Origin of the sequence: Streptomyces sp. NBC_00096 (assembly GCF_045041305.1) — a bacterium.
Lineage (GTDB): Bacteria > Actinomycetota > Actinomycetes > Streptomycetales > Streptomycetaceae > Streptomyces.
The window spans coordinates 1,779,752-1,792,720 of the sequence record NZ_CP108221.1 but is presented as its reverse complement, the minus strand read 5'-3'; the positions used below and the strand labels follow the sequence as shown (position 1 = coordinate 1,792,720).

The window sequence follows — 12,969 nt, the reverse complement described above, 5'->3', positions numbered from 1 at the left end:
CAGGAGAACAGGCCGTTGACTGACAAGGACATTGAGCGGACCGACGAGCGGGGTGACGGCCCGGGGCCCTGGTGGGCGGGGCTCGGGACGTGGGGAGCCGTCGGATTGATCGTCTTCGGGGTCCTCTGGGCAGCGTGGATCTTCCTCCGGCTGCCCGGCACCCCGGAAATCCCGGCGACCGGCTACTACCAGGCCGCCAAGGTCCTCGCCGTCGGCCTGGTACTCGCAGGCAGCTCCCTGCTGGGCCGCCGCCGTCAGGGTGCCCGGTGAGCACCGTCAGACGGCGCGACCGAACCCCGTCACCTGACCCGCTGAAACACGCGAGACGCACGGGGCCTCCGGAGGGGAGCCACCGGAGGCGACTCAGGGCGAAGCCCGATCTTCCCGGCCCGAAGATCTCGTCCATGGCCTGAGCTCCTTCCGCCCGACCAGGAGGGCGATCACCTCGACCGGGATTCCGTGAGCGGAGAGCAGCGAGACGCAGCTCGTGCGGAGCAGCCGGGTCGTCCACCTCTCCGGACTCCCCACGCCGGCCTCGCGAAGCAGCGAGCGGAAGTCGCGCAGGACGCTGGTCGAGGTTCGCTGCTTCCCGCTGTCGTCGGGGAAAACGAGCCCGTCGGTGCTCCAGCCCTTCCCCGCGGCCTTGCACTCCTCCTGCTGGGCACGGCGGTAGTCCCTCATGACCTGAGCGACCTGAGCGACCTGAAGGGGCACGGCCAGTGACCGTCGGCTCTGTACGGTCTTGGCCTTCCCCGACACCTTGAGCCGCTTGCGCTTGCCCGCAGGAGTGAAGCCGAGGGAGACCGCCCCGATGTACTGGTTCTTGGACTTGTCCCAGTAGATGGAGTCCTCACCATTGGCTGCCCTTACGAGCCGGTGCCCGCTCGTTGTCCATCTGGCACCTGTCGTGCACGCCGGTGGGCCGCACCGGTCCTGGTGCGGCCCCAGCCGACCAGCACGCCACGTGCGGCCAGGGTCGGTTGGAGGCGTCGAACTCCTCGCCGTGCCACCCCCGCCGACATCCGGCCCTTCTTCAGGAACGCCGCCTCGTCCAGCACCAACACCCCGTCCGGCCTGCGGAGATGCTGCACCACGAACGAGCGCACACGGTCCCGGCGCTGATCGGCGAGCCAGGTGGAACGGGCCAGGAACCACTACACCCGCTCCGGCGACGCATGCCCGGTCCGACCACACCCGCACCGCACGCTCCGCCTGAATGAACGGAACAACGCGACACCGGCCCAACAGCCATCACGGCTGTAGTACCGGACGTTCGCCCCTTTTTTTGCGCGTGCGTACATTCTCGCCTGACATTCGCACACCGTATCCTGAGTTAGCTCTATTAAGATAACCCCGCAGGGAAGGAAGAGGCAGGCCATCCGATGGATATCTTTCTCGTCGCCCACGGCAAGTCGCAAAACTATCCACAAACGTTCATACCTGCTGGAATGTCGGTCACTCTTTTCAATGACCTCGACTTCAAGTTGGATCAATCCGCCTCCCTCATGTCCATGACCCTTCTCGCAGAGGCTGGGGCAGCCAGCAACAGAGCCGCCCTGGTGGGGCCCGCGGGGATCGAGAACAGAGAACTCACCGCACTCTCCAAAGTGGAGTTCGAGAGGGTGAAGCGGGCCGTGGGGGAAGGTCTAGGTGGTGTCGCCTACACGCCGGGGCAGGACGGCCTGCAGGAACCCATTCGACTGTGCGAAGCGCCGGCAGGTTCGGACTTGTGCGCCAACGGGGTGCACAGGTGCTACGGCCTGCTGCGACAGATCTATGACAGCTGGGACAGATCCGGACGGATTTACCTCGTCTATTGTCGAGGAACGCACGACGGATCCCCTCTAGCCGACAAGATCGTCGCAGAAGTGCCGGGCGGCAGCGATCACATCTACCTCTCCACCCACGAGGCGGCGGACCGTCTGATCAAGATGGCGTTCGAACTCAACAAGACTGCCTTCTTCGATCGGTACGACAGGCTTCCGGCTCGTAGTCAGGATATTCTGCGCAGCAGAAAGCCGGATATCGTCGGCAAAGCCATTACTGCGCGGCGAGCGGAGCGCGTTTTCCAGCAGGCAGGCGGCGACCTGATGAACGTATACGACCTGAGTGAGAAAGGGGAGGAAGCGGGTGCGGCTCTGATGCGGCACTACCTGGGGAGCGCGGCCTTCCGGCAGTTGGTATCTCAGGAGACGAACGGTGACCTTGGCTCCTTCGCATCGTTTCCGACACAGATCATCAAGAAATGTTGGGGCTGGTACAAACTGGAACCAGAGGAGCGCATAGCCCTCATGAAGCACAACGCATCGTTCCGGATGTGGCATGCCGCAGGGGAGAGGGAGAAAAAATACCAGCTCGAAGAGCTGAGAGTGAAGGAGAGAAGGCTGACTAATAGGCAGGCGAAATCAGGACCAAGGGGCGAAAATGAGACAGGTCCTTCCGTCTCCTCATCGGATTCCTTTGAGGACTCTGACAACTACTCCTCAGGAGGTGATTCACCGCGCTCCCCGGCGAAGCTGCCGGAGTATTATGACTTGCATCCAGAACTTGAATGGTGGCAGCGCCTGAAAATCTACTTCGATGCAAATTGGAATTCACCCTCACTTAAGCAGCCGGTTGATGCTAAGAATCTCGAGATCCTGAGAAACGTAAACGCTGAACAGATTAATTTTTGGCTCTACAACGGACGGCTGATCCTCGGCTTTGAATTTAACAACGGAACGCTAGTAAAAGATCCCAGGGTCGGAAATGTGGACGAAATCTTCACCGACACCGCTACTTATCTGAGCTATCATTCCGACTGTTACCGCGGAAAGATTGCACGCACCGGAGAGCTGAATTTCGGCATCGCGGACCATACTCTGGACCAGACCGCAATTCACATGCTCAATGCCGCTCTCGTGGAAGTGCTGGGCGGCCAAGATGCTCATGTTTCGGTTGAGATCCACGACCAGACGTGACATCGGCTATCCGATCTTCTTTCACCGACACGGCAGCCCCGCAGAGGAGCCACTGCGGGAGAGGTGACCCTGATGCCTCCCGGGAACTGGCGGGAGCCGCTCCCTTTCTGACCCGTCCGCGAGGGGCGCTCGTTACCCCGGAGGCAATCGCCACCGGGCCCGGCAGCGGGCAGGATCGGACCGACAAGCCGATCCCGCAGGGAAGACGAGGCCCGACATGACCGCCTACGCCATCGCCCACATACGCCCCCGGACCATGAACGAGGACGTCCTGCGCTACATCGAGGAGATCCAGGCCACCATGGACCCCTTCGGCGGGCGCTTCATCGTCCACGGCCGGGAGGTGGAGGTCGTGGAGGGCACCTGGCCCGGCACCATCGTCATGATCGCCTTCCCCGACATCGAGCGGACCCGGGCCTGGTACGGGTCCCCCGCCTACCAGGCCCTCATCCCGCTGCGCGCCGACCACATCGCCGGGGACGTCATCCTCGTCGACGGGGTCCCCGCCGACTACGACGCCTCCAAGACGGCGGCCGCCCTGCGCGCCGCGGCCGGCCTCTGACGATGGCGGAGCGCGCCACCCACCTCGGCGCGACCCTGTGAACCGTCCGGTCGGTCGGACTCTTTCGGGGCCGTCGGGTCCGTCGCGCCCAGCAAGATCGAAAGAGACGAGCCAACCCCGCCCGGGGCCCTGGCCGGGACCCGGGCAGGTGAGGTCGGAGGGTGCGGGTGGGGTGCGAGCATGGGCGGCATGCCTACTCACCTGATCACCGGCGCCGGCTCCGGCATCGGCGCTGCCGTCGCGGCCCGCCTGCACGCCCGCGGCGACGACCTCGTACTCCTCGCCCGCGACGCCGCCCGCGCCAAGCAGCTCACCGACCGCTACCCCGGATCCCGCGCACTCGTCGGGGACCTCGCCGACCCCGACCGGCTGTCCTGGGCCTTCTCCAAGCAGGCCATCCCCGAGCGGATCGACTCCCTCCTGCACATCGCCGGGATCGTGGACCTCGGCCCCGTCGGCGAGCTGCGCCCCAAGACCTGGCACCAGCAGCTCAACGTCAACCTCATCGCCCCCGCCGAGGTGACCCGCCTGCTGCTCCCCACCCTGCGCGCCTCCCACACCACCATCGTCTTCGTGAACTCCGGCGCGGGCCTCACCGCCCACGCCGACTGGAGCGCGTACGCCGCCTCCAAGCACGGGCTGAAGGCCCTCGCCGACTCGCTGCGGGAGGAGGAGAAGGAGAACGGCATCCGCGTCACCTCCGTCTTCCCCGGCCGCACCGCCACCCCCATGCAGGCCAAGGTCCGCTCCCAGGAGGGGGAGTCCTACGACGCCGCCGACTGGATCGACGCCGAGTCCGTCGCGACCACCATCGTGATGGCCGTCGACCTGCCCCGCGACGCCGTGGTCTCCGACCTCACCGTCAGGCCCGGCCGATGAGCGAGGGCCCCGCCGGCGGAGCCACCGGCATCGGTTCGCTCCCCGGCGGCGACGCACGCGAAGCCGCCAAGACCGTCACCGGTTCCTTCGAGGAGTTCCCGTACCTCCCCGAGCTGCCCGCCCGGGGCCCCGGCGCCGACATGATCGGCCGTTCCCTCGGGCTGCTCGTCGACATGTACGCCCACGTAGAGCCGAGCGGCTGGCGGATCAGCGACCGCCCCGGCCGCGACAGCAAGCGGGCCCGCTCCTGGCTCGGCGAGGACCTCGACGCCCTGGAGGAGTTCACCCAGGGGTACGAGGGCAGGCTCAAGGTCCAGGCCGTCGGGCCGTGGACGCTGGCCGCCTCCCTGGAGATGCACGGCGGCGAGTCCATGCTCCAGGACCCCGGCGCCTGCCGGGACCTGGCCGGGTCCCTCGCCGAAGGCGTCCGCGAGCACCTGGCCGACGTACGCAAGCGCATCCCCGGGGCCCAGGTCGTGCTCCAGTACGACGAGCCCTCGCTCACCGCGGTGCTGCTCGGCCGGGTGCGCTCCGCCAGCGGCTACCGCACCTACCGCGCCGTGGACCGCCAGGTCGTCGAGGGGACGCTGCGCGAGCTGTTCGCCGTCCACGACGGGGAGGTCATCGTGCACTCCTGCGCTCCCGAGGTCCCCTTCGGCCTGCTGCGGCGCGCCGGGGTCTCGGGCGTGTCGTTCGATTTCTCGCTGCTCACCGAGCGCGAGGACGACGCCATCGGCGAAGCCGTCGAAGGCGGCACGAAACTCTTCGCCGGAGTGGTGCCCGGCACCGACGGCCCGTTGTCAGACCCGGGCGGTAGCGTCATGGGTGTCAGGAAGCTTTGGCGCAGGCTGGGGCTGACCCCGGGGACTCTGGCGGAGTCCGTCGTGGTCACTCCCTCGTGCGGACTGGCGGGCGCTTCGCCCGCGTACGCGCGCGCGGTCCAAGCGCACTGCGTCAGGGCGGCGAGGTCGCTCGCCGACAACCCTGAGTGATGGACTGAGACGGGTCACGGGAGGACACGGCATGGCAGCCGAACAGAAGCAGGGCACCGACACGGCCGTACCGGTGGCATCGCGCGAGCAGCACGCGCTGATCGCCGAGCAGGTCGAGGAGCACCGCTTCCGGTACTACGTGAACGACCAGCCGGTCGTCAGTGACGCCGAGTTCGACAAGCTGCTGCGCTCACTGGAGGTACTGGAGGAGCAGTATCCGGAGCTGCGCACGCCCGATTCGCCCACCCAGAAGGTGGCCGGGGCGTACGAGACGGACTTCGCCTCCGTCGAGCACCGCGAGCGCATGCTCTCCCTCGACAACGCCTTCGACGACGAGGAACTGGCAGCCTGGGCCGAGCGCGTGGCCCGGGACGCCAACACCTCCGACTACCACTACCTGTGCGAGCTGAAGGTGGACGGCCTCGCCGTCAACCTCACCTACGAGAACGGCCGCCTGACCCGCGCCGCCACCCGCGGCGACGGCCGCACGGGCGAGGACATCACGCCGAACGTCCGCACCATCGCCGACATCCCCGACCGGCTGGGGGGCGAGCGGATCCCGGCCCTCGTCGAGATCCGCGGCGAGGTCTTCTTCCCGATGGAGAAGTTCGAGGAGCTCAACGCCCGCCTGGTCGAGGCCGAGGGAAAGCCCTTCGCCAACCCGCGCAACGCGGCGGCCGGTTCGCTGCGCCAGAAGGACCCCAAGGTCACCGCGAGCCGCCCGCTGCACATGGTGGTGCACGGCATCGGCGCCCGCGAGGGCTTCGAGATCGAGCGCCAGTCGCAGGCGTACGAGCTGCTCCACGAGTGGGGCATGCCCACCGCCAAGCACAACAAGGTGGTCTCCACGCTCGCCGAGGTCCGCGAGTTCATCGCGGACTTCGGCGAGAACCGGCACTCGGTGGAGCACGAGATCGACGGCGTCGTCGTCAAGCTCGACGAGATCGCCCTCCAGGGCCGCCTCGGCTCCACCGCGCGCGCTCCGCGCTGGGCCATCGCCTGGAAGTACGCCCCCGAAGAGGTCAACACCAAGCTGATCGACATCAAGGTCGGCGTGGGCCGCACCGGGCGCGTGACCCCGTACGCCCAGGTGGAGCCGGTGACGGTGGCGGGCTCCGAGGTCGAGTTCGCGACCCTGCACAACCAGGAGGTCGTCAAGGCCAAGGGCGTGCTCATCGGGGACACCGTCGTGCTGCGCAAGGCGGGCGACGTCATCCCGGAGATCCTCGGGCCGGTGGTCGACCTGCGGGACGGCACCGAGCGGGAGTTCGTGATGCCCGCCGGCTGCCCCGCGTGCGGGACGGAGCTGCGGCCGATGAAGGAGGGGGACATCGACGTCCGGTGCCCCAACGCGCAGTCCTGCCCCGCCCAGTTGCGCGAGCGGATCTTCTATCTGGCCGGCCGTCAGAGCCTGGACATCGAGAACTTCGGCATGGTCGCGGCGGCGGCCATGACCGGACCGCTGGAGCCGGCCGTCCCGCCGCTCCTCGACGAGGGCGACCTCTTCGACCTGACCATCGAGCAGCTCCTGCCCATCAAGGCCTACGTCCTGGACCCGGACAGCGGGCTGCCCAAGCGGGACCCGAAGACGGGCGAGGAGAAGATCGTCACGGTCTTCGCCAACCAGAAGGGCGAACCGAAGAAGAACGCCCTGTCGATGCTGGAGAACATCGCGGCAGCCAAGGACCGCCCGCTCGCCCGCATCATCAACGGCCTGTCGATCCGTCACGTCGGCCCGGTCGCGGCGGAGGCCCTCGCCCGCCAGTTCCGGTCGATCGACGCGATCCGGGGCGCCACCGTGGAGGAACTGACGGCGGCCGAGGGCGTCGGCGCCATCATCGCCGCCTCCCTCAAGGAGTGGTTCGCCGAGCCGTGGCACGAGGAGATCCTGCGCAAGTGGCGGGCGGCCGGCGTCCGGATGGAGGAGGAGGGTTCCGGTGAGGAGGAGGGCCCGCGCCCGCTCGAGGGGCTGACCGTCGTCGTCACCGGTACTTTGCAGAACCACACCCGGGACGGTGCGAAGGAGGCCCTGCAGAGCCGCGGCGCCAAGGTCACCGGATCCGTCTCCAAGAAGACCTCCTTCGTCGTGGTCGGCGACAACCCCGGCTCGAAGTACGACAAGGCCGTGCAGTTGAAGCTCTCCATCCTGGACGACGCCGGGTTCGCCGTCCTGCTGGCGGACGGCCCGGACGCGGCGCGCGAGGCCGCGCTCCCGGTGGACGGCCAAGCCGAAGCCGAGTAGTGACTCCCTGACAGGAGTGGCGAAGGCGAACGGATGCGTGGCGTGCGGCCGTACGAGCGGGCGCACGCCAGGCGCGGCCGGCGGTGGCACCCGTCCGCGAACGGCCGGTACTGAACACGGTTGAGGCCGGTACAAGGCTGGTCGTGGGCCCGGGACCTGTCGGATCATCGGATGGGTGACCGGAGGGTCCTGGTCCAAACTCACCCGTTCGGCGGATACCGTACTGATGAGGATGGCTGGGTCGTATTCGGGCAACCGCCGCCGACCGCTGCCCCTGGGTGCCTCCAGCGTCCTACTGTTGAGGGGTGCGCCAGTCGTGCACGGCTGCTTGATGCGCTTCCAGTCGTGATGGCATGACATCGGGGCCATTGCGTGGCATCGGCATCGCCGGCTGTGAGAGGGACGGGCATGAAACCCACCGAAAGCGCCGACCCGTCACCAGATTTCGGCGGGGAGTTCCCGTCCATGCGGCGGACGGGCCGACTCGGTGTCCTGGGCACCAGGGCACCGCAAGCGCGACCGCTCGACACCGGAGCGGGCGCGGGCGGACCGGAACGGCGGCGCCTCGCGCTGCCCTTCGTCGTCGTGGGGACCGCCGCCGTCGTGCTCGTGATCGGCATCGTCGCCGCACTGACCAGCCGTCACGCCCTGTTCCCCGGCGGCTCGGTCGGCTGGGCCCTCGCCCTGCTCACCGGCATCATCGTCGGCCACCTCGTCGCCCTCGGCCGCGACCGCTGGTGGGGCGGCACCGGATCGGGCGCGGCCCTCACCCTCGGCGTCCTCATCCTCTTCGGATGGGTCCCCGCCGGGCTCGTCTCGCTCGCCGTGGTCTCCCTCGTCGGAGCCGCCCGCCGGCACCGCTGGCGCCAGGGGCTGCTGCACGGAGCCACCGACATCCTCGGCATCGGCGCAGGCGCCCTCGTACTCGCCGCGTTCGGCGAGGCGCCCTCCGTCGAACGCCCCTGGAGGCCCACCGGATGGGGGCTCGACGCCGTCCCCGAAGTCATCCTCGTCGCCCTCGCCTACCTGCTCGTCACCCGCGTCCTGCTCTGGCTCGCGCTCGCCCCGACCGGCGGGGGACTGCCCACCGTCGCCCGCACCGCGCTGCTGCGCCAGGCCCTGGTCGCCGTGGCCCTCCTCGGCATCGCACCGCTGATCTGCGTGGTCGCCGAATCGCTGCCGGTGCTGCTGCCGCTGTTCGCCGTACCGCTGATCGCCCTGGACTCCACGCTGTGGATCGCCCGCGCCCGCGCCGAGGAACAACTGCGCGACCCGCTCACCGGACTGCCGAACCGGCAGTGGCTGCTGGAGCGCGCCTGGAGCGCACTCGACCAGGCTGAACGTTCGGGCACCCGCTCCGCGCTGGTGCTGATCGACCTGGACCGCTTCCGCGCGGTCAACGACACCCTCGGCCACCTCGCCGGCGACCGGCTGCTCCTGCAGATAGCGGACCGGCTGCGCCAGGCCCTGCCCCCGGACGCCGAGGCGGCCCGGCTCGGCGGCGACGAGTTCGCCGTCCTGCTGCCCGTCGCCGACTCCACCACCAGCGCCCAGCGGGTGGCCCGCAACCTGGTCGCCGAGCTCAGCTCCCCCCTCGACCTGGACGGCCTGACCCTGGTCCTGGAGGCCAGCGCCGGCCTCGCCGTCTTCCCCGACCACGCACTGGACGCGGAGGGACTGCTGCGCCGCGCCGACGTCGCCATGTACCAGGCGAAGCGGGACCGGACGGGCGTCGAGGTCTACGAGTCCAAGCGCGACAGCAACACCCCCGACCGGCTCGGCCTGCTGGGGGACCTGCGCCGCGCGCTGGACGCCGGCGAGGTGGAACTGCACTACCAGCCGAAGGTCCGCTTCGACGGCCAGGTGGCCGGGCTCGAAGCACTCGTACGGTGGGTGCACCCGGAGCGCGGGCGGGTCTCGCCGGACGAGTTCATCGCCATCGCGGAAACCTCCGGGCTGATGCCGCACCTGACGGAGTACGTACTGGAGACCGCGCTCGCGCAGGTCGCCCGGTGGCGGGCCCAGGGCCTCAAGGTCCCCGTCGCCGTCAACGTCTCGCCGCGCGACGTCCACACCCCCGGCTTCGCGGGAGCGGTGGCCGCCCGGCTCGCCCGGCACGGCGTACCGGCGAGCGGCCTCCAGCTGGAGATAACGGAACACGTGCTGCTGGAGGACCCGCAGCGGGCCGCCGACACCATGGCCGGGCTGACCGGCCACGGCGTGAAGATGTCCCTGGACGACTTCGGCACCGGCTACTCCTCCCTGGTCCACCTGCGGCGGCTGCCGGTCAGCGAACTGAAGATCGACCGCTCGTTCGTGGCCCGGCTGGCGGTGGACGCGCAGGACGCCGAGATCGTCCGCTGCACGGTCGACCTGGCCCACTCGCTCGGCCTGCTGGTCGTCGCGGAGGGCGTCGAGGACGACGAGACGTGGGAGCGCCTGCGCGACCTCGGCTGCGACGCCGTCCAGGGCTGGCTGGTCGCCGCCGCGATGCCCCCGCAGGAGGCCACGGCCTGGCTGCTGGCCCGCGGCGAGCGGGGCTGGCGGCGGCCCGCGGACATCACGGCGGAGCTGGCCGCGGAGGCGGCGGCAGCCTCCGCGGCGTCCGCCGCGGCCGCGGCGGCCTCGACCCAGTGAGCCCGAGGTACATCGAAGCACCGGCGGTCCACCGGCCCGCGCCCGGCGATCCGCCGTCGGTCTTCCTGGCGGGCGGGATCACGCACTGCCCGCCGTGGCAGTCGCCGGCGGCGCGGGCGCTGGACGAGTTCGTCGTCCTCAACCCGCGCCGGACCGACTTCGACGTGTCCGACCCCACGCAGACGGACGTCCAGATCGCGTGGGAGTACCGGCACCTGCTGCTGGCCGACGTGACGCTGTTCTGGTTCCCGGAGTGCGAAGCGTCCCTGACGGTCCAGCCGATCACCCTGTACGAACTCGGCGCGGCCGCGGCCGCCCCGGGGCGCCGCCTCGTCGTCGGGGCCGACCCCGGCTACCCCCGTGCCGCGGACGTCCGCACCCAGCTCTCCCTGGTCCGCCCGGGCCTCAAGGTCCACGGAACCCTCGCCGAAACCCTGGCCGAGGCCCGGACCCAGCTGGCGGCGCTGGCCTGAGGGCCGCCCTGCGGGGAGCGGCCGAATCGGGCCCCCGCGGGGGGTTCGCAGGCCCCCCTGGGGAAACCGTTGCGCCGGGTGGGGGCCGGGCCCCATAGGATTGGGACCGAAACCTACACACTCACCACCCCCAGAGGATCGCTGCATGCCTGGCATCACGCGCGAGGAGGTCGCCCACCTCGCTCGGCTGGCACGTCTGGAGCTGAAGAGCGAAGAGCTCGACCACTTCGCTGGACAGCTCGACGACATCATCGGCGCGGTCGCCCGCGTTTCCGAGGTCGCCGACCAAGACGTCCCGCCGACCTCCCACCCGCTGCCGCTGACGAACGTCATGCGCGCGGACGAGGTCCGTCCGTCGCTCACCCCCGAGCAGGCGCTTTCCGGCGCTCCCGCCCAGGAGCAGCAGCGTTTCAAGGTGCCGCAGATCCTGGGGGAGGACTAACAACATGACCGACACGCACAGCATCATCAGGCTCACCGCCGCCGAGACCGCCGAGAAGATCGCTTCCGGCGTCCTCACGGCCGTCGAGGTCACCGAGGCCCACCTGGCCCGCATCGAGGCGACCGACGAGAAGGTCCACGCCTTCCTGCACGTCGACCGCGAGGGCGCCCTCGCGCAGGCCCGCGCCGTCGACGCCAAGCGCGAAGCCGGCGAGAAGCTCGGCCCGCTGGCCGGCGTACCGCTCGCCCTCAAGGACATCTTCACCACCGTCGGGGTTCCGACCACCGTCGGTTCGAAGATCCTCGAAGGCTGGATCCCGCCCTACGACGCCACCCTGACGCGCAAGCTGAAGGAAGCCGACGTGGTGATCCTCGGCAAGACCAACATGGACGAGTTCGCCATGGGGTCCTCCACCGAGAACAGCGCCTACGGCCCCACCGGCAACCCCTGGGACCTCACCCGGATCCCCGGCGGCTCCGGCGGCGGCTCCGCGGCCGCACTGGCCGCCTTCCAGGCGCCGCTCGCGATCGGCACGGACACCGGTGGTTCCATCCGCCAGCCCGCCGCCGTCACCGGCACCGTCGGCGTCAAGCCCACCTACGGTGCGGTCTCCCGCTACGGCATGGTCGCCTTCTCGTCCAGCCTCGACCAGGGCGGCCCCTGCGGTCGCACCGTGCTCGACACGGCCCTGCTCCACGAGGTCATCGCCGGGCACGACCCGCTCGACTCCACCTCCATCGACGCCCCGGTCCCGCCGGTCGTCGAGGCGGCCCGCAACGGCTCCGTCGCCGGCATGCGCGTCGGCGTGGTCAAGCAGTTCGCCGGCGAGGGCTACCAGGCCGGCGTCGTCCAGCGCTTCAACGAGTCGGTGGAGCTCCTCAAGGAGCTCGGCGCCGAGATCGTCGAGCTGGACTGCCCGTCCTTCGACCTCGCGATGGCCGCGTACTACCTCATCGCGCCGTCCGAGTGCTCCTCCAACCTGGCCCGCTTCGACGCCATGCGCTACGGCCTGCGCGTCGGCGACGACGGCACCAAGTCCGCCGAGGACGTCACCGCCCTGACCCGCGAAGCCGGTTTCGGCGACGAGGTCAAGCGCCGCATCATCCTCGGTACGTACGCGCTCAGCTCCGGCTACTACGACGCGTACTACGGCTCCGCCCAGAAGGTCCGCACGCTCATCACGCAGGACTTCGAGAAGTCCTTCGAGCAGGTCGACGTGATCGTCTCCCCGACCACGCCCACCACCGCCTTCCCGATCGGTGAGCGCACCGACGACCCGCTGGCGATGTACCTCGCGGACCTGTGCACCATCCCGACCAACCTGGCCGGCAACTCCGCCATGTCGCTGCCCTGCGGCCTGGCCCCGGAGGACGGTCTCCCGGTCGGACTGCAGATCATCGCCCCGGCGATGAAGGACGACCGGCTGTACAAGGTCGGCGCCGCCGTAGAGGCTGCCTTCGTCGAGCGCTGGGGCCACCCGCTGCTTGAGGAGGCTCCGTCGCTGTGAGTTCGAGTACGAGTACCAGTACGAGTGCGCTGTCCAAGGCCAAGGGCTTCAGGAAGTCCAAGTCCGGCACGTACCTGTCGATCGGCACCACCGCCTTCGGTGCCCTCAGCGTGGTCAAGCAGGCCAGGAAGGCCCGCACCGAGCACGACACGCTGAAGCTGATCGACGCCGTCGTGTCCGCCGCCGCCATCGTCACCGGCCTCGCGATCCTGTACCGCGAACTGAAGCGTCTCGGCGACGACGACGTCCTGCTGGGCTGAGAGGGAATTTCCACT

Annotated in this window: 13 protein-coding genes; 11 read left to right on the top strand and 2 right to left on the bottom strand. The window is 69.4% G+C overall.

Annotation, left to right across the window (positions count from 1 at the left end):
* Positions 1-15 precede the first annotated feature (15 nt).
* On the top strand, positions 16-270 hold the full coding sequence (locus tag OG904_RS07440) for a hypothetical protein (RefSeq protein WP_405488583.1): 255 nt from the start codon (positions 16-18) through the stop codon (positions 268-270).
* A 93-nt stretch (positions 271-363) separates the two neighbouring features.
* On the opposite strand, the gene OG904_RS07435 is transcribed toward OG904_RS07440, so the two are convergent.
* Both OG904_RS07435 and OG904_RS07430 read right to left on the bottom strand, forming a co-directional pair.
* Positions 364-681 carry a hypothetical protein gene (locus tag OG904_RS07435; RefSeq protein ID WP_405488581.1) on the bottom strand — a complete coding sequence of 106 codons (318 nt, stop codon included), beginning with the start codon at positions 679-681 and terminating at the stop codon, positions 364-366.
* Between the two features lie 185 nt (positions 682-866).
* Complete coding sequence (locus tag OG904_RS07430; RefSeq protein WP_405497843.1) at positions 867-1,148, bottom strand: transposase; 282 nt, start codon at positions 1,146-1,148, stop codon at positions 867-869.
* A gap of 234 nt (positions 1,149-1,382) precedes the next feature.
* Here OG904_RS07430 and OG904_RS07425 point away from each other — a divergent pair, with 234 nt between their 5' ends.
* The 10 genes from OG904_RS07425 (at position 1,383) to OG904_RS07380 (ending at position 12,954) form a co-directional block, all read left to right on the top strand.
* A complete protein-coding gene (locus tag OG904_RS07425; protein WP_405488579.1) occupies positions 1,383-2,960 on the top strand; it encodes a hypothetical protein in 1,578 nt (525 codons plus the stop codon).
* 217 nt (positions 2,961-3,177) lie between these two features.
* Positions 3,178-3,522, top strand: a complete 345-nt coding sequence (locus OG904_RS07420) for a DUF1330 domain-containing protein (protein ID WP_405488577.1) — start codon at positions 3,178-3,180, stop codon at positions 3,520-3,522.
* A 189-nt stretch (positions 3,523-3,711) separates the two neighbouring features.
* Complete coding sequence (locus tag OG904_RS07415; protein ID WP_405488575.1) at positions 3,712-4,401, top strand: SDR family oxidoreductase; 690 nt, start codon at positions 3,712-3,714, stop codon at positions 4,399-4,401.
* Positions 4,398-5,393, top strand: a complete 996-nt coding sequence (locus OG904_RS07410; protein WP_405488573.1) for a methionine synthase — start codon at positions 4,398-4,400, stop codon at positions 5,391-5,393. Before OG904_RS07415 ends, OG904_RS07410 begins: the two co-directional genes overlap by 4 nt.
* A 31-nt stretch (positions 5,394-5,424) precedes the next feature.
* Positions 5,425-7,635, top strand: coding sequence for an NAD-dependent DNA ligase LigA (gene ligA / locus OG904_RS07405; RefSeq protein WP_405488571.1), 2,211 nt, complete (start codon positions 5,425-5,427; stop codon positions 7,633-7,635).
* 408 nt (positions 7,636-8,043) lie between these two features.
* Complete coding sequence (locus OG904_RS07400; RefSeq protein ID WP_405488569.1) at positions 8,044-10,272, top strand: putative bifunctional diguanylate cyclase/phosphodiesterase; 2,229 nt, start codon at positions 8,044-8,046, stop codon at positions 10,270-10,272.
* Entirely contained in the window at positions 10,269-10,745 is a 477-nt protein-coding gene (locus tag OG904_RS07395; protein ID WP_405488567.1) for a nucleoside 2-deoxyribosyltransferase domain-containing protein, read from the top strand. The genes OG904_RS07400 and OG904_RS07395 overlap by 4 nt, the downstream gene beginning before the upstream one ends.
* A gap of 145 nt (positions 10,746-10,890) precedes the next feature.
* Positions 10,891-11,187: an Asp-tRNA(Asn)/Glu-tRNA(Gln) amidotransferase subunit GatC gene (gene gatC, locus OG904_RS07390; RefSeq protein WP_007266718.1), complete on the top strand. Its 297-nt coding sequence runs from the start codon at positions 10,891-10,893 to the stop codon at positions 11,185-11,187.
* A gap of 4 nt (positions 11,188-11,191) precedes the next feature.
* Positions 11,192-12,694: an Asp-tRNA(Asn)/Glu-tRNA(Gln) amidotransferase subunit GatA gene (gene gatA / locus OG904_RS07385; RefSeq protein ID WP_405488564.1), complete on the top strand. Its 1,503-nt coding sequence runs from the start codon at positions 11,192-11,194 to the stop codon at positions 12,692-12,694.
* Positions 12,691-12,954, top strand: coding sequence for a hypothetical protein (locus tag OG904_RS07380; RefSeq protein WP_328300942.1), 264 nt, complete (start codon positions 12,691-12,693; stop codon positions 12,952-12,954). Before gatA ends, OG904_RS07380 begins: the two co-directional genes overlap by 4 nt.
* The last annotated feature ends 15 nt before the right edge of the window (positions 12,955-12,969 follow it).

Coding starts and splice junctions, on each gene's coding strand:
- OG904_RS07435 (WP_405488581.1), bottom strand. CDS start 681: ATGAGGGACTACCGCCGTGCCCAGCAGGAGGAGTGCAAGGCCGCGGGG.
- OG904_RS07425 (WP_405488579.1), top strand. CDS start 1,383: ATGGATATCTTTCTCGTCGCCCACGGCAAGTCGCAAAACTATCCACAA.
- OG904_RS07420 (WP_405488577.1), top strand. CDS start 3,178: ATGACCGCCTACGCCATCGCCCACATACGCCCCCGGACCATGAACGAG.
- OG904_RS07415 (WP_405488575.1), top strand. CDS start 3,712: ATGCCTACTCACCTGATCACCGGCGCCGGCTCCGGCATCGGCGCTGCC.
- OG904_RS07410 (WP_405488573.1), top strand. CDS start 4,398: ATGAGCGAGGGCCCCGCCGGCGGAGCCACCGGCATCGGTTCGCTCCCC.
- ligA (WP_405488571.1), top strand. CDS start 5,425: ATGGCAGCCGAACAGAAGCAGGGCACCGACACGGCCGTACCGGTGGCA.
- OG904_RS07400 (WP_405488569.1), top strand. CDS start 8,044: ATGAAACCCACCGAAAGCGCCGACCCGTCACCAGATTTCGGCGGGGAG.
- gatC (WP_007266718.1), top strand. CDS start 10,891: ATGCCTGGCATCACGCGCGAGGAGGTCGCCCACCTCGCTCGGCTGGCA.
- gatA (WP_405488564.1), top strand. CDS start 11,192: ATGACCGACACGCACAGCATCATCAGGCTCACCGCCGCCGAGACCGCC.